11 protein-coding genes are annotated in these 17,187 nt (G+C 67.2%); all 11 read right to left on the bottom strand.

The window, feature by feature from the left end:
• Positions 1-62: 62 nt before the first annotated feature.
• The 11 genes from addA to GRZ55_RS01530 all read right to left on the bottom strand — a co-directional run bounded on the left by addA (position 63) and on the right by GRZ55_RS01530 (position 17,143).
• Positions 63-3,587 (bottom strand): double-strand break repair helicase AddA, encoded by a 3,525-nt coding sequence (gene addA, locus GRZ55_RS01580; protein ID WP_169285122.1) that lies wholly within the window; start codon positions 3,585-3,587, stop codon positions 63-65.
• Entirely contained in the window at positions 3,584-6,703 is a 3,120-nt protein-coding gene (gene addB, locus GRZ55_RS01575; RefSeq protein WP_169285121.1) for a double-strand break repair protein AddB, read from the bottom strand. The genes addA and addB overlap by 4 nt, the downstream gene beginning before the upstream one ends.
• Positions 6,700-7,422, bottom strand: coding sequence for a nucleotidyltransferase family protein (locus GRZ55_RS01570; RefSeq protein WP_169285120.1), 723 nt, complete (start codon positions 7,420-7,422; stop codon positions 6,700-6,702). The genes addB and GRZ55_RS01570 overlap by 4 nt, the downstream gene beginning before the upstream one ends.
• Positions 7,419-8,930, bottom strand: coding sequence for a tRNA (adenosine(37)-N6)-threonylcarbamoyltransferase complex ATPase subunit type 1 TsaE (gene tsaE, locus GRZ55_RS01565; protein WP_169285119.1), 1,512 nt, complete (start codon positions 8,928-8,930; stop codon positions 7,419-7,421). Before tsaE ends, GRZ55_RS01570 begins: the two co-directional genes overlap by 4 nt.
• Before the next feature lie 5 nt (positions 8,931-8,935).
• Entirely contained in the window at positions 8,936-11,413 is a 2,478-nt protein-coding gene (locus GRZ55_RS01560; RefSeq protein WP_246734487.1) for a PAS domain-containing sensor histidine kinase, read from the bottom strand.
• Between the two features lie 266 nt (positions 11,414-11,679).
• Positions 11,680-13,077, bottom strand: a complete 1,398-nt coding sequence (gene ahcY / locus GRZ55_RS01555) for an adenosylhomocysteinase (RefSeq protein ID WP_169285117.1) — start codon at positions 13,075-13,077, stop codon at positions 11,680-11,682.
• 152 nt (positions 13,078-13,229) lie between these two features.
• Entirely contained in the window at positions 13,230-13,526 is a 297-nt protein-coding gene (locus GRZ55_RS01550; RefSeq protein ID WP_169285116.1) for an HPr family phosphocarrier protein, read from the bottom strand.
• A complete protein-coding gene (locus GRZ55_RS01545) occupies positions 13,523-13,924 on the bottom strand; it encodes a PTS sugar transporter subunit IIA (protein WP_169285115.1) in 402 nt (133 codons plus the stop codon). Before GRZ55_RS01545 ends, GRZ55_RS01550 begins: the two co-directional genes overlap by 4 nt.
• 233 nt (positions 13,925-14,157) lie before the next feature.
• Complete coding sequence (locus GRZ55_RS01540; RefSeq protein WP_169285114.1) at positions 14,158-14,613, bottom strand: HPr kinase/phosphorylase; 456 nt, start codon at positions 14,611-14,613, stop codon at positions 14,158-14,160.
• 2 nt (positions 14,614-14,615) lie between these two features.
• Positions 14,616-16,361 (bottom strand): sensor histidine kinase, encoded by a 1,746-nt coding sequence (locus GRZ55_RS01535; RefSeq protein WP_246734486.1) that lies wholly within the window; start codon positions 16,359-16,361, stop codon positions 14,616-14,618.
• 77 nt (positions 16,362-16,438) lie between these two features.
• Positions 16,439-17,143 carry a response regulator transcription factor gene (locus GRZ55_RS01530; protein WP_169285112.1) on the bottom strand — a complete coding sequence of 235 codons (705 nt, stop codon included), beginning with the start codon at positions 17,141-17,143 and terminating at the stop codon, positions 16,439-16,441.
• Between the last annotated feature and the right edge of the window lie 44 nt (positions 17,144-17,187).

Raw genomic sequence — 17,187 nt, 5'->3', positions numbered from 1 at the left:
TTGCAGCATCTGCGTCGGTGGGCATGTGGGATGGTCGCCACTTATCTTCAAGCCGGGTTTTGTCACGCTCTCGCGAGCCCGGCAAGGGCTGCGTCCATTGCCCCGCCGGGCAGCGGGATGAGACGGGGCGCGGCGGTGTAAAGCAAGCCCGCTTCGACGGTCCGGCCGGGATAGACCGGCTGGAGAAGCGCGCGATAGAGCGCCAGCTGGGCGACATGAGTCGGCGGCACCTCGGCCAAATCGGCGGGGGCCGGCCGGTTCGTCTTGTAGTCAATCAGCAGGATCCTGTGGGGGGAAACCAGGAGACGGTCGATCTTGCCCGAAATGGCACGCCTTTGGCCGGCGATCTCGACCTCGCCCATCACCGAGACCTCGGCCCGCGACCCGGGCGCGAACAAACCCGCGAATGCGGCCGTTGCCAATATGGCCTCGACCTCCAGCCAGACCGCCTCGGCCTGGGCCTCGTCGATGCCGGCCCCGGCACCGCGCAGATAGGCAAGCGCGATCTCGGCGCGCCGCGCCGGCGCGATGTCGGGCAGGCGCTGCAGGAGGCGGTGGACCGCGGTGCCGCGCAACAGAGAAGGATGGCCGCCTTCCTGCGCGTCGAACACCGGCGACCCGGCGGGACCAGCCTCGCCCGTGGGCGGGTCGATCGCGGCCCCCACGCCGGACGGGGCCAGCGGGCGCGGCAGCGCGGGCGCCGGCGCGAGCTTGCCCTTGAGGGCAGCCGGCATTGGAGAAGGCGGCCGGGCGGCCTCACGCGCCTCTGCCGGGGAAACCGGTGCATCGCCCGAGACGCGATAGCGGTGCACCGTGGCACCGGTGGCCGGATCCTCGACATCGCGGCAATGATGCGAGGCTTTCAGGGCGCGCGACACGATGGCGTGCCAGCTCATTTCCGATGGCTCGCGCTTGCCGTGATAGCCGCACAGGACCAGCCGATCTTCGGCCCGCGTCATGCCGACATAGAGAAGCCGGCGATATTCCTCCTCGGCCTTCTGGCGCAGCTCCTGCCCGATCGCACGCGAGACCGCATTGGCGGTGTCGCCGGAGGCGCGCCACAGAAAGCCGGTCGACTTCCGGGCGGCGTCGCGCGGCTGGAAGGGGACAAGCCGCGGCAGATGGCTGTCGTGGAAGGGGGCGCTGCCGCTGTCGACAAGAAAGACGATGGGCGCCTCCAGTCCCTTGGCCGCATGGGTGGTCATGATGCGCACTTCGCCGCGGGCCTGGTCCATCTCGCGCTTGATGTCGGGGCTGCCGCTCTCAAGCAGGCCGAGCAGGGCCTCCAGGCCCACGATGCCGGCCTGTTCACTGGCCAGGCAGAAGGTCAGGAACTCGTCGACGACGTCCCCGGCCTCGATGCCCAGCCGGGCGATCATGCGCGCCCGCACGCCATCGCGGCCAAGGATGCGGGCATAGAACGCAAAGGGCGATACGAAACCGGCTTCATTGCCCCACCCTCTCAGCCGCTCGGCTACCTCGCCTAGCCTCGGATCGGTCCCGGCGGCCTCGACCAGCCGCGCAAGCAGCGACTGACCGCCGGGTCGCGCGGCGGCAAGGGCAAAGAGTTCGTCTTCGGAGAGGCCGAAGACCGGGCTCTTGAGCAGCGCCGCAAGCGAGAGATCGTCGTCCGGCTGGAGCACGATGCGACCGATCGCCATGAGGTCCTGCACGGCGATGTGGTCGGCAAGCGACAGCCGGTCGGCGCCGGCCACCGGCACGTGGAGCTGCTTGAGCTCGCGTGACAGGGCGTGGACAAAACTGTCGCGCTTGCGCACCAGAACGAGCACGTCGCCGGCGCCGATCGGCCGGCCCTGCCCCTCGATCCGTTCGTGGCTGTCGAGCCAGCTCTTGATCGTGCGTGCGATGCGGCCGGCAAGAAGCGCGGCCGGCGCGGACGTCTGGTCGATGGGCCGGGTCCAGTCGTCCGGTTCCTCGACGGACTGCGCCGCGAGCGAGGGCCAGAGTTCGACATGGCCGGGCGCGCTCTGTCGCACCGCCTTGTGTTGCAGGGGCTCGGGATCGCGCGTCAGTCCCTGGCGCACGTCCTCGGCTTCGAAAGTGAGATCGACCGCCGTCAGCACATCCTCCACCGAGCGGAAGGAATGCAGGAGCCGCACTTTCTCGAAGCGCGCGCCGGAGGCCCGAACCTGCCGCAAGAAATCCTGTCCGCTCAGCGCGAAGGACTCGGGATCGGCGCCCTGGAAGGAATAGATGGACTGCTTTTCGTCGCCCACGGCAAAGACGGTTCGGGCCTTGCTCTCGCGGGCTGATTTGCCGGCAAAGAAATCGGCGGCCAGGGCATTGACCACCGCCCATTGATCGGGGCTCGTGTCCTGCGCCTCGTCCAGCAGGATATGGTCGATACCCTTGTCGAGCTTGTACTGGACCCAGGCACTGGCATCCCGCCGGGCCAGAAGATTGACCGTGCGCACGATAAGGTCGTTGAAGTCGAGGCAGCCGCGCGCGCTTTTCAGCCGTTCGTAGATCGCGATGAGCCGCTCCGCCAGGACGAGCGCCGCATGGGTGGATTGCAGCATGCGCCACAGCGCCAGCCGGTCCATGGCCTCGGCGACGCGGAGCGCGCATCGGTCGAACGCATCGGCAAGGCCGGGATGGATATCCGCAACGCCCTTGGCGGCAATGCTGCGCGCGGAGCGGGGCTGCCATTGCCCCTCCTTGCGGGTCAGGAAGGCCGCACACAGGATCTTGAGCTGGTCTTCGGCATTTTCGGTCTCGAAACCTGAAAGAACTTTGCCGGCAAAGTCAGAAGCCTTCTGCTTGCCTGCGGCAGCTGCCGCCTCGCCGATGCCGCGCACGGTTTGAAGGTCGAAGAAGGAGTCGGGCCATGCGGTGGCGAGGATGGTTTCGGCCGATTCGTCCCGGCCCAGGCCGAATTCGGCGAAGAGTTTCGCCCGTCCTTCGTCGCTCGTCCCGATCTCGTTGATGAAACGGGCCAGTGCGTCGCGGCGCGAAACGACCTCCGACAGCAGCGATTCCAGCCCGCTTTCGCCGCCCAGCCTCAGCACGGTCGCAAAGGCTTCGGCCAGACCGGGCTGGTCGGGCTCGCGCGTGCCGGCGATCATCTCGCGCCGCGCCTCGGCCAGAAGCACGGCCTCCATCTGCGGGTCGAGCATCTCGAAATGCCCGGCGATATTGGCCTCTAGCGGAAACTGATGCAGCACCGCCTCGCAGAATGCGTGGATGGTCTGGATCTTGAGCCCGCCTGGCGTCTCCAGCGCCCGCGCGAACAGCCTGCGGGCGTCGCGAAGCATGGCCGGCGTCGGCGTGCGCTCGCCCAGATCGCGGATCTTTGCCTCAAGCGCGGCATCGTCGAGCCGGGTCCATTCGGCCAGCGTGTCGAACACGCGGCGCGACATGTTGGCCGCCGCGGCGCGGGTGTAGGTCAGGCACAGGATGCGCGAGGGATCGCTGCCCGACAGCAGCAGCCGGATGACGCGCTGCGACAGGACATGTGTCTTGCCGGAGCCCGCATTGGCCGATACCCAGGCAGACAGGTCGGGATCGGAAGCCAGCCGCTGCCGCTCGATCGTCTCGGTTGGGATGACCAGGCCGCCGCGGCTCATTCGCTGCCTCCCGGTTCGCCGTCCACACCGGCCGACCATTCGCGCGTGCGCGCCAGATGATCGTAGTCGCCGCTCATTTCCTCGGCGCGGAAGGGAAGCGCGCGCGACAGATAGCCGTTCCCGGGCGAAGCGTAATGCGAAAGGAGTTTTTCCAGGCGCCCCCAGGCCTCGTCGGACAACTCGACGGCGGACCTGTCCTGCCGGTTGAAGGAGAGGATCGATTCCTCTTCGACCTGACCGTTGGGCCGCAGCCGCACATAGGCGAGTTCGGCGGGCTGGAGCTTGCCCAGGCCCTCGAAGGCGCCCCGCATCAGCAACGCGCCCTCCAGCGCCAGCTGGGGGGCCAGAAGCGTATGGGCCTGGCCCTTGGAAGGTGTCGCGCCGGTCTTGAAGTCCAGAATGTCGGCCATGCCGGCCGGGCGCAGGTCGATGCGGTCGGCGCGCCCCCGCAGCGTCCCGCCGGTCAGGCCCACCTCCGTGTGTCTGGCGGCAAGTTCGGCATGGCGCGACAGGATCCCATGCGGGCGCCCCCGCTCCCATTCGACGAGCCGGGGCGCCATGTCGACGAAGCGCGGCCACCACACGGCGTCGATGTCCGGCGGCAGGGCCAGCGCGTCGAAATGCCGGCGGGCGATCTCGAGCAGCCGTTCCGCCGCATCGCTTGCGGCGGGATCGGCGATCTCGGTCGAGAAGGCGTGGATGATGTCGTGGAACAGCGTCCCGCGTTCGGCCGCGCCCGGATCGCGCAGCAGCGGGTCGAGCGGCTGTAGACCCAGGATACGTCTGGCATAGACGGCATAGGGGTCGCGCCTGAGCGTCTCGATCTCGGTGACGGAGAAATCCTTCGGCCGGGCTTCGACGGGCGGCTTCGGTTCGGGGCGGGGTACATAATCCTCGTCCGGCAGCACGTCGAGTTCGCGCGCCCAGGCCAGGAGGTCGCTCCCGCGCCTTTTCATGGCCTCGGTCTCAGCGCCTTCGGCGGCAGCCAGCAGGCGCTGCAGCCAGCGCGAGGCGACGGCCGGCGCATCGCCGGATCGCGCCGCGCGCGTCAGCACGACCTGTCCCGTGCCCATCGCCATCTGGAAATCATGCGCGGCCTGGCCGATGCGCCGTTCCGGCGGTTCGAGACGGAGGCCTGCCTTCATCAGCCGCGACATGAAGCGGTCGGATTCGGCCCGCCGCGGCCAGCTGCCTTCGTTGAGCCCGCCCAGCACCAGCGTGTCGACGGATTGCAGGCGGGCTTCGAGCGCACCCCAGATGAAGACTCGTCCATCCCCGCCCGGCGCCGGCTTGACCGACCCGCCGGCCACGATCGCCGAGAGAATCTGCGGCCATTCGCGGGGGTGAAAGGCAAGGCCGGTGCCGGTCGCGATCAGCTCCCGCAGCAGGCCGGCGAACTGCGTGCCGGCTTCGCCCTCGTAATATTCGGCGACCGATCCGTCCTCGCCGCGCGCCAGTGCCTCGAGCACCAGTACGGTGGCGCGGGTGGCCTCCGCGACGCCTGCCGACGCCTGACCGCGAAGCGCCACGAGCGGCGCGATGGCTTCGCGCAGGGCGGCGAGAACCCGCCGCGCCTCCGCCAGCCTCTCGGCATCCAGCCGCGAACGCCAGAAGGGTTTGCGCCCCCCGTCGATGACCGCCAGCCGCCGGTCGAATTCTTGCGCCAGCTCGGCGATGTCCGGCCGTCCCGTGCCGCCGCGCAACGCCACGAGCTCGATGGTCTCGGCCGCGCGCCTCACCAGGGGGCGGGGAAGGCCCAGCTTCAGCAACGGGTGGCCGAGCAGCGAATGCAGCGTGAGCGGATCGCCTGGAGACAGGATCGCTTGAAGCGCGAAGCCGGCCAGCATGACCGGCGGCGTGGTGGCGAGCGGGATGCCGCCCGAATCGTCGGCCCGGATGCCGAACCGTTCCAGTTCGGCCGAAACCCGTCGGGCGAGCGCGCGATCGCTGGTCACGAGGGCCGCCGTGCGGCCGGCCTCATTGACCGCAAGCCGAAGCGCCATGGCGATCGCCAGCGCCTCTTCGCGTTCGTTGCCGGCCTCCACCAGGCTGATGCCCTCGAAGGCGCCGGCCGCGAGCGCGGTCTCGCGTGCCGCGCGGGTCAGCGGCCAGTTGTCGGTGGTTTCGGCGGGACGCAGCGCCTCCGAGACGAGGCGCGCACGTGCTGCCAGCGCCGGCGGCGCCTCCCCGATGGGCCGGACGTCGCCACGGTCGATGCCCAGCCGCTCCACAAGCCGCTTCAACGCGGTCTGCGGGTGGCCGAAGGAAGACGGCGAGACGTCGATGCGACCGATCGCCTGCCAGCTTTCCTCGTCGATGGCCGCATCGAGGCCCGGCAGCACGACCGCGCCTTGCGGCAGGCGGGCGATCACCGACAGAAGCTCTGCCGTGGCCGGGATGGTGCCGGTCGAACCCGCCGCGATGACCGGCCCGGCCGGCGGCGCGGCCTTGAGCCGCGCGGCTTCGGCGCGCAGCGTCCGATCACGGTGGGCGGCCGGGTTGGAAAGGCCGCTTTCGGAAAGATATTGTGGCCAGCCGCGGCGCACGATCTCCAGGAATTCGAGCGTCACCTGCCACCAGCCTGCCAGTTCGGCCGGCACGAGCTTCGACAGCGCGTTCCAGTCGGCGCCCTCGGTCTCCACCTCGTCGATGAGGTCGGCCAGGTCGCGCGACAGCCAGATCGCGTCGGCGGCAGAGGCCGGCACGACGATCTCTTCCTCCATGAGGTTCGCCACATGGGCCGGCAGGCGCCGCTTCCAGGCCTGGACGAGCGGCGCCAGCAGCAGGACGCGCTCCAGCCGCGCGATGGCAGGTGCAATGTCGAGCCCCTCGCTGCTCTCGTCGGCGAAGATGTCGGCATCCTCGTCGACCTCGCCGAGGGGGCGGATGGTCGGCAGGATGGCGGCGCGGCCACCGAGCAGGTCGACAAAGACGCTGCGCAACTCGCGCGCGGCACGCCGGGTCGGCAGATAGATCGTCACGTCAGCGAGCGCCAGGGGATCGTCGTCCGGCACGAAGCCCGGCACGAGACTGCCGGACAGCAGCGCTTTAGCCAGCGCCGGCAGGAATTCGACACCCGTGGCAATGTTGAGAATTCGCGGGTCGGCCTGCCTCATCGGCCGAGCCGGGAGAGTTCGGCTTCGGCTTCGCCGATGGCTTCCGGTGTGCCGACGGTGAACCAGTGACCGCGCATGGGCAGGCCATAGAGGCGGCCGGCCGCGATTGCCCGGTCGAAATAGAGGTTCAGCCCATGCGGTTCGGCGGCGGCGCCGTCGAAGATGCGCGGGTGCAGCATGGCCGCGCCCGCATAGACGAGGCCTTGCGTCCGGTCGACCGCCCGCGACAGGCGCCCGGCGGCGTCCTGCGTGAAATCGGCCTTGCCATTGTGGCCGATCGCGGTGTCGAGCGGCGACAGCATCAGGAGAATATCCATGGCGCCTTCGTCCCAGGCAAGGGCAAGGCGCCGCAATTCGGGATCCGCCCCGTCGATCCAGAAACTGTCGGCATTGAGGAGCAGGAAGGGTTTTTCGCCCAGTTGGGGCAGCGCCTTGACCACGCCGCCGGCCGAATCGAGCAGCCTGTCGCGCTCGTCGGAGATGGTCACGAAATCGCCCCGGCCAGCCAGATGGTCGATCATCCGGTCGGCGAAATGATGCACGTTGACGACGACCGTCTCCACTCCGGCCGCCTGCAGGGCGTCGAGCGCGCGGTCGATCATCGGGTGGCCGCCGACCTTCACCAGCGGCTTGGGCATCGTGTCGGTGATGGGGCGCATGCGCGTGCCGAGCCCTGCGGCCAGGACGATCGCACGGGCGGGCACCGCGCCGCTCATCATTCAGCCTCGACCGGCACGCCGAGTCGGGCATAAAGCTCGGCGATCGGGGCCAGGGCCGGATGGGCAAGCGAGCGCGAGAGATATCCGTGAAGCCGTGGCAGGTGACGGATGTAGCCCGGCTTTCCGTCGCGCTCCTTCAGACGCACGAAGATGCCCAGGATCTTGGTGGCCCGCTGGGCAGCCATGATCGCATAGTCGCGTCGAAAGGCCTCCGCGTCGAATTCGCCCTGCGCCTGCCGCGCGCTGACATAGCTCTGCACGATGTTTGCTTCGAGATCGGGCGACAAGTCCACGCGTGCGTCCTGGGCGAGCGAGGCGACGTCATAGGCCGACGGTCCGATGAGCGCGTCCTGGAAGTCGATGAGGCCGATCCTGCCGGTGCCGGTTCGCTCGCCGCGCCAGATCAGGTTGGGCGAATGGTGGTCGCGCAGGACGAGGCTCTTCTCCCCGGTGTCGAGGAGGTCGAAGACGCTGCCCCAGGCCTCCCCGAAGGCCGCACGTTCGGCCTCGTCGGCGGGTCGCCCGCGTGCGAAGGGGAGATACCAGTCGATCAGGAGCTCGGTTTCGATATGGAGGGCCGGGCGGTCGAAGGGCGGGATGGCGTGGACGATGCCGGGCTCGGCCTCGGCGCTGGCTGGCCAGCTCTCGGCATGCATGGCAGCGAGCACTTCCGCCGCTGCCTGGTAGCGTTCGACGATCGGCTGTCCGTCGGCATCCAGAACCCCGTGGCTGCCCAGATGTTCGATCAGCAGGAAGCCGTCATCGAGATCGGCGGCGTCGATCTCCGGCGCGCAGAAGCCGTGCGCGCGCAGGAGCCGGTCGATGGCGACGAAGGGAGTCACCGATTCGGCCAGATAGGCGATGCGGCTGTAGGGCTTGCCGTCGCGGATGGGCGGGCCGTCTGGCTGGCGCGGGGCGTTCATGAGGATGCGTACAGGCCTGCCCGGCAGCTGCACGGTCTCGTAGGCCCGCGCCGAGGCGTCGCCCGTCAGATGGCTGCGGCGCGCGGCAGGCCACCCCGCCTGGTCCAGGAAGGCCCTTGCGGCCAGTGAGCGGGCCAGCCGCGTCATGGGCTCGGGCTGGCCGGAGATCTCGAAGTCGCGGGCGTCGCCTTCGCCCGTGATCGCGACAGTCAGCGACGGTTCGCCGAGCGCGCCGTCGGCCCTTTCGGCCCATTCCACCAGCACGATGCTCGAAGACAGCGCCTCGCCTATGCCCAGTTCGTCGATCTCCTCGGGCGCGGCGATCCGATAGAGATCGACGTGAAGCAGCGGATGCCGCGTCTCGTAGGGCTGGACGATGGTGAAGGTGGGGCTTGGCACCTCGTGTCCCTCGTCATCCGCCAGATTGCGGATGATGGCCCGCGCAAGCGTTGATTTGCCGGCGCCGAGATCGCCTTCGAGAAACACGAGATCGCCCGGCCGCAGCATGGCGGCGAGGTCTTCGCCCAGAAGGACGGTGGCCTTTTCGTCGGCGCCATGAAGGCGGATCGGCACGACCTCGTCCAAGGTCTCTACTCCGCGGCCTGGCGCAGGCCCTCCGGCGCGACCGGGAAGCGGCAGGTGACCGTGGTGCCGCGGCTCTTGTCGGTCTCGATGCGCACGCTGCCGCCATGGAGTTCGACGAAGCTCTTCACGATGGAAAGCCCGAGGCCCGCCCCGCGCTTGCGCCCGCCATTGGTGCGCGGCTCGAACCGGCGGAAGATCGTTTCCAGCACTTCGGGCGACATGCCGGGCCCGTCATCATGGACGGCGAACTCGATCGCATTGCCCTCGCCGCGGCAGGTCAGCCGGATGGTGCTGTTCTCCGGCGCGTAATTGGCGGCGTTGGACAGGAGGTTGAACAGGATCTGGCGGATGCGGTGGCCGTCCGCCTGGAACATGTCCGGCGCGCCGTCGATGTCGAGGTCCAGATCGACGCGGATCTCCCGCAGGCGGTCGCCGATCAGTTCCGCCGCCGAATTCACCGTTTCGGCGATCCGCACCTCCGCGATCTCGAGCTGCATGATGCCGGCATCGACCGTGGCGAGATCGAGAATGTCGTTGACGATGGTCAGAAGCACCGATGAGGACGAGCCGATATGCTCGACATACTCATGCTGGCGGTCGTTCAGCGGTCCGGTTTCCGGCATCGCCAACAGTTCGGTGAACCCGATGATGTTGGTCAGCGGCGAGCGCAGTTCGTAGGAGACATGCTGGACGAAATCGTTCTTGAGCTGGTCGGCGCGCTCCAGCGCCTCGTTCTTGTCCTTCAGCGCGCGTTCCACATTCACGCTGTCGGTCATGTCGACGAAGGTGGTCATCACCTGCCCGTTGGGCAGCGGGATGATCGCGAAACGCAGCACGGTGCCGTCGGCGAGCTCGGTCTGCCCGTGACTGTTGCGTCGCTCGTCGTCGAAGCCCGTGACGGACGCGACAAGCTCGTTCCACGGGCTGTTCTCCGTCACCACGTCGCAGGCCGCGCGGATGACCGAGATGTGGGTGCCGGTCTCCGCCACGCCGGGCGGCAGGCGCCAGAGCGACGAGAAGGCCGGATTGACCAGTCGCAGCCTGCCATCCGGACCGAAGACCGCGACGCCCTCGGCCAGATTGTCGAGCGTCTCGCCCTGCACCCGGACGGCCGTGTTGTAGCGGCTTTCGAGGTCGATCTTCTCGGTCAGGTTCTCGAACACCCAGGTGACGCCGCCCTTGGGCTGCGGATTGGCGACCACGCGCAGCGTGCGCCCGTCTGGCAGATGCCACCAATGCTCCTGCGGATCGACCGCGCGATAGGCGTAGAGCAAGTTTTCTTTCCAGCGACGCCACTCCGGCTGCTCGGCCAGCATGCCGTCGCTGCGCAGCCGATCGAGCAACAGCGCATGGTCGGGTGCGCTTTCGAGGAAGACGGTGTCGAGGTTCCAGAGCTTCTGGAAGGCCTGGTTGAAGAAGCGCAGCTTCTGGCGGTCATCGAAGATGGCGACGGCGGTGTTGAGCTGGTCGAGCGTGTCGGCATGGTTGCGCAAGGTGCGCTCATATTCGGCCGAGACGTTCTCGATCTCCGTGACGTCGCTGGCCAGCCCCGCCGAACCTGACGGGCTGGCGACGTCGGTGATGGCGAAGACCTTGCGATCACCGGCCACCACGGTCGAGACACGGCGCGAGAAGACGGCTTCGGACAAATGATGCGTCGCGATGGCCTGGCGCGCGGCGGTGCCGAGAAACTGGCGGTCTTCGTCGATCGCCGCCTCGGGGGCATCGGCTTCGACTGCTGTGGCATAGGCAGGGTTGACCCAGGCCAGGCGCCCGTCAGGTCCCCTGACCCAGACCGGCATGTCCACTGCGCGGGCAAGCGCGAGCAGGCTCTCATGTTCTGCGGCGATCCGCTGATGCTCGTGGCGCAGTTCGGCATGCTCGCGCTGCGCCTCCGACAGCGAGACGAGCCGGACCGCGAGATGAGTCGAACCGCTGCGGCCCTGGGCCTCGAGCAGCACGCCCTTCTGGGTCTCGACCACGATTTCGAAGGCGGTGCCCTTCTCGCGCAGGGCCTCGATGGCGTGTTCGAGCTGGGCGGCCGCGCGCGGCGTCAGCCAGCGGCCATAGGCGAGAAAGGTCGCCCGGTCCTCCGGCGCCCCGGTCGAGGCCGACAGCGTGCCGACAAGCTCGGGTTTGCGCAGTTCGTCCGACCAGACGATGAAACGCTGGTCGCGCAGGTTGAGCAGCGCCTCGGAGCGCCGCAAGGCCGTCGACAGGTCGCCGACACGCGCGCGCAGCTCGACATTCTCGGCCGCCGTGCGACCGCGTTCGCGGATGAGCCAGAGCGCGGAGAACATCGCGGCGCCCGTGACGCCCAGGAACACGGCCAGCTGGATGACCTCGAACACGCCCATGGAAAGGCCCCAGGCGCCGATCGAGATCGCTGGCTCGGCCGCTTTGGCGACGGTCGGCAGCCAGCCGGTCAGTGCGGTCCCGGCAAGACCGGCCACCCAGACGGCACGAAGCCGCGACCGCGACATGAGCGAACGCTTCGCGCTGCCATGCTGTCGTGTATTTCGGTCCTGGTCGGAATCATCCGCCATGGCGCGCGCCCGGCATTTTCGTGTCCCTCTCCGCCGCAAGATGGTCGGCCAGCCATCGTGTCCCCGGCTGGCCCGTCCGACGATTCTGGCGAATCACGTAACTGTACCTTGTCGCGGAATCGCCGCAAAGTTGCCATGCCAAAAAGAAACCGGGCGCCGCATGGCGCCCGGTCCAAAAAGGCCGACGGATCGCGAAACGGCGATCAGTAGCGGTAATGTTCCGGCTTGAACGGGCCCTGCGGGCTGACACCGATATAGGAAGCCTGTTCGTCGCTCATTCGGGTGAGCGTGGCGCCGAGCTTGTCGAGATGGAGCCGCGCGACCTTCTCGTCGAGATGCTTGGGCAGCACGTAGACCTTGTTCTCGTATTGCTCGCCCTTCGTCCAGAGTTCGATCTGCGCCAGCACCTGGTTGGTGAAGGAAGCGGACATGACGAAGCTCGGGTGGCCGGTCGCGTTGCCGAGATTGAGCAGGCGGCCTTCCGACAGAAGGATCATGCGCTTGCCGTCGGGGAACGAGATCATGTCCACCTGCGGCTTGATGTTGGTCCATTTCAGGTTCTTGAGCGCGCCTACCTGAATCTCGTTGTCGAAATGGCCGATATTTCCGACGATCGCCATGTCCTTCATGGACCGCATGTGATCGAGGGTGATGACATCCTTGTTGCCCGTTGTGGTGATGAAGATGTCGGCGTTCGGGGCCGCATCCTCGAGCGTGACGACCTCATAGCCGTCCATCGCCGCCTGCAGCGCGCAAATCGGATCGACCTCCGTCACCTTGACGCGGGCGCCGGCGCCCTGCAGCGAGGCCGCCGATCCCTTGCCCACGTCGCCATAACCGCACACCACGGCGACCTTGCCGGCCATCATGGTGTCGGTGGCGCGGCGGATGCCGTCGACCAGCGATTCCTTGCAGCCGTACTTGTTGTCGAATTTCGACTTGGTGACCGAGTCGTTGACGTTGATGGCGGGGAAGGGCAGCTGTCCCTTCTTCTGCAGCTGGTAGAGACGGTTGACGCCCGTGGTGGTCTCTTCCGTCACGCCCTTGATGGCGTCGCGCTGCTTGGTGAAGAAGCCGGGCGTCTCGGCCATGCGCTTCTTGATCTGCTTGAAGAGGATTTCCTCTTCCTCGTTGCCGGGGTTCTTCAGCACGTCCTCGCCGGCTTCGGCGCGGGCGCCAAGCAGGATGTACATGGTGGCGTCGCCGCCATCGTCGAGGATCATGTTGGACGGCTGACCGTCCGGCCACTGGAAGATCTTGTCGGTGTATGTCCAGTAGTCGTCGAGCGTCTCGCCCTTGACGGCGAACACCGGCACGCCGGTGGCGGCGATCGCGGCGGCTGCGTGGTCCTGGGTGGAGAAGATGTTGCAGGAGGCCCAGCGGACCTCGGCGCCCAGCGCCGTCAGCGTCTCGATGAGGACCGCCGTCTGGATCGTCATGTGCAGCGAGCCGGTGATGCGCGCGCCCTTGAGCGGCTTCGATGTCCCGAACTCCTCGCGCGAGGCCATCAGGCCGGGCATTTCGGTTTCGGCGATATCGATTTCCTTGCGCCCGTAATCGGCAAGCGCGATATCCGCGACGACATAATCCTTATCGGACATGAACAGCTCCATTCTCGTGGGTCGTGGTGATGCGGCGGCAATCGCGCGAGCGCGCCATCCGCTGTAAATTCGAGCCGGTTCCTACCAGATCGAACCGCTATGGGCAATAACACATAAAGAAATGCTTATCCCTGCATGTGGCGGGAGACCCTTCAGTCCGCCTCGCCGAAGCGGTCCGCGACCATCTTCTCGAGCTCGGTGACGAGCTGCTCCGCCTGCGCCCCGCGCACTTCGACCCGGATGGTGCAGCCGGGGCTGGCAGCCAGCATCATCAGTCCCATGATCGAGGTGCCGCCGACGGATATGCCGTCCTTGCTGACGGTCACGTCGGCCTGGTAGGCGCCGACGAGCTGCACGAAACGAGCCGAAGCGCGGGCGTGCAGCCCGCGCTTGTTGATGATTTCGAGATCCTTGATGATGGTGGGGCCGCGCGGGGCCTCGGCGCTCATTTCCCGGACAGAACCTGGCTTGCGACGTTGATGTATTTGCGACCGGCGGCTTGGGCTTCGGTAAGCGCCATGTTCATGTTGTCGCCCTGGCGTACGCTGGTCAGCTTGATGAGCATGGGCAGGTTCATGCCGGCGATCACCTCGACGCGCCCCGCCTCCATGACCGAAATCGCCAGGTTAGAGGGGGTGCCGCCGAACATGTCCGTGAGCACGATGACGCCCGCGCCGCCATCCGCACGGGCCACGGCCTCCACGATGTCCTGCCGGCGCTGCTCCATGTCGTCCTCCGGGCCGATGGAGACGGTCTCGAAACCTTCCTGCCGCCCGACGACATGTTCGACCGCGCTGCGGAACTCTTCGGCAAGACGGCCATGCGTCACCAGCACGATGCCGATCATGAATGCCGTCCCGAAAGGCTGGAGGGCCATGAGCTCAAGGGCCTGAAGCAAGGTACCGAGCCGGTGATAATCAAGCAGCCACTCCGCCGAAGCCCAACAAAACGGGCAACACCAATCCGGCCAGCCTTCCGGCCGGCTGGCAACAGGGCGCTATCTTGGCTAGGCGGCTTTGGATGACAAGCCCAAATCGAACGTGATTGGCCTCGATTTGTCGATTCTTGACCCGAATGGGCTCAGATGCCGTCGTGATTCCCCACCCACGCCAGAATCGCCCGCGCCGCGCCCGCCGAATCGCGTTCCGCAAGCTCGAGGCACGCTATGTCGACGCCCTCGATCGTCCGGATCTTGTCGCGACGATGACGCGGGGCTTCGTCGGCGGGCACGAGTTCCACCATCAGGTCGACCACGGCCGCCGGCTCATGGTCTATCCGCGCGACGCCGAAGCCACGCATCTCGGCCAAGCCGGCAATGGGGGCGGGGGCGGTCATGACGAGACCGCCGGCATGAGCGGACAGAAAGATCTGATCGTCGGCGACCAGACAGGAGAAACGTCCCGATGCGCGGCCCCGCTCCAGCAGTTCGAGGGCCAGCGAACTCTTGCCGGAACCGGATGCGCCGGTGACGATGACGCCCGCGCCCGCCACGACGAGGCCGGTCGCATGCATGTTGACGCTGCCCGGCGTCGCCATCCCTATTTCTCCGCCGGCAGAGTGACCACGAAACGAGCGCCGTTAACGTCGCCAGGCTTGGCGCCGGCGATGTTTTCCGCCGTCAGCGTGCCGCCATGGGCCTCGATGATCTGGCGGCTGATGGACAGGCCCAGCCCGGAATTCTGTCCAAAGGCCTCGCCCGAGGGTCGGTCGGTGTAGAAACGTTCGAAGATGCGGTCGATGTTCTCGATCCGGATACCCGGCCCGTTGTCGTCGACGCTGAGGATCACCCGGTTGGTGGAGCGCGACAGGGTGAGGACGATGCGGCCGCCCTTGTCCGGTACGAAGGAGCGCGCATTCTCGATCAGATTGGTGATGACCTGTCCGAGCCGCAGATCGTGGCCCTGGACCATGAAGCCGCGACCCGCCGCACGGTTTTCGTCGACCTTGAACTCGACCTTGGCCGGCTTGTGATGGTGCCCGACATCGTTCGACATCGCGGCGATCTCGAAGACGAGCTTCTTCAGGTCCACGAGTTCCGCGTCCTCGCGCACCAGCTCGGCGTCCAGACGGGAGGCGTCGGAGATGTCGGTGATCAGCCGGTCGAGCCGCCGCACGTCGTGCTGGATGACCTCCAGCAGCCGTTTGCGCGATTCCTCGTTTCGGGCGAGCGGCAGCGTTTCCACCGCGCTGCGCAGCGAGGTCAGCGGGTTCTTCAACTCGTGGCTGACATCGGCTGCGAAGCTTTCGATTGCCTCGATCCGCGCGTAGAGCGCGTTGGTCATTTCGCGGAGCGCGACCGAGAGATTGCCGATCTCGTCCTGTCGATCGGAGAAATCGGGGATTTCCTCGCGATTCTTGACCGACCGGCGCACACGGACAGCCGCCGCCGACAGCCGGCGCAGCGGATTGGCAATGGTCGAGGCGAGAAGCAGCGAGAGGATCGCCGTGACCACCGCCGCGACGGCGAAGACGCGGAAGATGGCGTAGCGCTCGGCCTTCACGATGGCATCGATGTCACCGCCCTGGGTCGACAGCATCAGGGCGCCCAGCACCGCGCGGTAACGCTGCACGGGCACGGCCACCGAGACGATCAGCTCACCCTGCTCGGATATGCGCACCACGGTGGACGGGCTTCCGCCGAGCGCCGAGGCGACTTCGGGAAAACCGGTGCCGGTGCCCCCGGCCGGCTCCCGGTAGACGGGCAGGTCGGTGCGCCGGAAGAGCCCGGTGATGAACTTCTCGGCCCGTTCGAGAACGCCCGGCTCACGCTCCTCCACCGGAGGCAGGTCGTAGCGCAGTATCTGGCCGCGCGAATAGAGATGGCGGGAATCGAGGATCAGATTGTAGTCGTTGTCGTAGATGCGGGCGCGGATGCGGGTCGGCGAGATGAGCCGCCGCAGGACCGGGGCGACGCGTTCCGGATTGATGGGGAATTCGAGGCTTTCGAGCGGACGCGCCGAAGGAGGCAGGCTCTGTCCGGCCTGGAGCTCAAGCAGCCGCTCGGGATCGATGGTGATGGAATCGGTCTCGACCGTGGCCGAGGCCGCGATTGCCCCGGCGATGATCTCACCCTGCGTCATCAGGCTCTCGACGCGGGCGTCGATCAGCCCGTCGCGGAACTGGTTGATGTAGAGAATGCCGGAGACCATCACCACGAGCGCGGCGAGGTTGAGGAAGAGGATGCGCTTGGTGAGGCTGGAAAAGACGTAATTGCCGAGCAGGTGGCGCATCGGCACGCCGACGCGGCCACGCAAGGATGCGCGCCGTGCTGGCCTCGCGGACATCTCCGCGGCCGGCTTTTCGGTCTCTGCCACCATAGCCTCGTCTCTCGTCGGCCCTCGGCGTCACCCGGGCTGGTGGTCTACACCTCGCGGAAGCGGTAGCCCACCCCGTACAGCGTTTCGATCATGTCGAAACTGTCGTCCACGGCCTTGAACTTCTTTCTCAGCCTCTTGATGTGGCTGTCAATCGTCCGGTCGTCGACATAGACCTGCTCATCATAGGCCGAATCCATCAGCGAGTCGCGGCTTTTGACCACGCCGGGCCGCTGGGCTAGCGAATGCAGGATCAGGAACTCGGTGACGGTCAGCGTCACCGGCTCGCCCTTCCAGGTGCAGGTGTGACGTTCCTGGTCCATGACCAGTTGCCCGCGCTCAAGCGATCGCGCCTGCTGTCCGGCCGGCTTCATCGCGCCCGCTTCCTTGGCGCCGGCGCGCCGAAGAACGGCCTTCACGCGCTCGACGAGCAGACGCTGGGAGAACGGTTTCTTGATGAAATCGTCGGCACCCATCTTGAGCCCGAACAACTCGTCGATCTCGTCATCCTTGGAAGTCAGGAAGATGACCGGCAGATCGGTCTTCTGGCGCAGCCGCCGCAACAGCTCCATGCCGTCCATGCGGGGCATCTTGATGTCCAGGATGGCGAGGTTGGGGGCGCGGCTCGCAAGCCCTTCTAGGGCGGACGCGCCATCCGTATAGGTCTCCACCCGGTAGCCTTCGGATTCGAGGGCGATGGACACCGAGGTGAGAATGTTACGGTCGTCGTCGACGAGCGCGATTGTTGCCATATCCTGTTGCTCCCTCATGAGCCGGGGTCCCTTCCTGCTGCAGG

It is taken from the genome of Chelativorans sp. ZYF759, from assembly GCF_012911015.1.
Classification (GTDB): Bacteria; Pseudomonadota; Alphaproteobacteria; order Rhizobiales; family Rhizobiaceae; genus ZYF759.
This window is presented reverse-complemented; position numbering and strand designations above follow the sequence as displayed.

What these genes read in the sequence shown, in the direction of transcription:
- addA (WP_169285122.1), bottom strand. Translation starts at nt 3,587, where the DNA reads ATGAGCCGCGGCGGCCTGGTCATCCCAACCGAGACGATCGAGCGGCAG.
- addB (WP_169285121.1), bottom strand. Translation starts at nt 6,703, where the DNA reads ATGAGGCAGGCCGACCCGCGAATTCTCAACATTGCCACGGGTGTCGAA.
- GRZ55_RS01570 (WP_169285120.1), bottom strand. Translation starts at nt 7,422, where the DNA reads ATGATGAGCGGCGCGGTGCCCGCCCGTGCGATCGTCCTGGCCGCAGGG.
- GRZ55_RS01560 (WP_246734487.1), bottom strand. Translation starts at nt 11,413, where the DNA reads ATGTCGCGGTCGCGGCTTCGTGCCGTCTGGGTGGCCGGTCTTGCCGGG.
- ahcY (WP_169285117.1), bottom strand. Translation starts at nt 13,077, where the DNA reads ATGTCCGATAAGGATTATGTCGTCGCGGATATCGCGCTTGCCGATTAC.
- GRZ55_RS01550 (WP_169285116.1), bottom strand. Translation starts at nt 13,526, where the DNA reads ATGAGCGCCGAGGCCCCGCGCGGCCCCACCATCATCAAGGATCTCGAA.
- GRZ55_RS01545 (WP_169285115.1), bottom strand. Translation starts at nt 13,924, where the DNA reads ATGATCGGCATCGTGCTGGTGACGCATGGCCGTCTTGCCGAAGAGTTC.
- GRZ55_RS01540 (WP_169285114.1), bottom strand. Translation starts at nt 14,613, where the DNA reads ATGGCGACGCCGGGCAGCGTCAACATGCATGCGACCGGCCTCGTCGTG.
- GRZ55_RS01535 (WP_246734486.1), bottom strand. Translation starts at nt 16,361, where the DNA reads ATGTCCGCGAGGCCAGCACGGCGCGCATCCTTGCGTGGCCGCGTCGGC.
- GRZ55_RS01530 (WP_169285112.1), bottom strand. Translation starts at nt 17,143, where the DNA reads ATGGCAACAATCGCGCTCGTCGACGACGACCGTAACATTCTCACCTCG.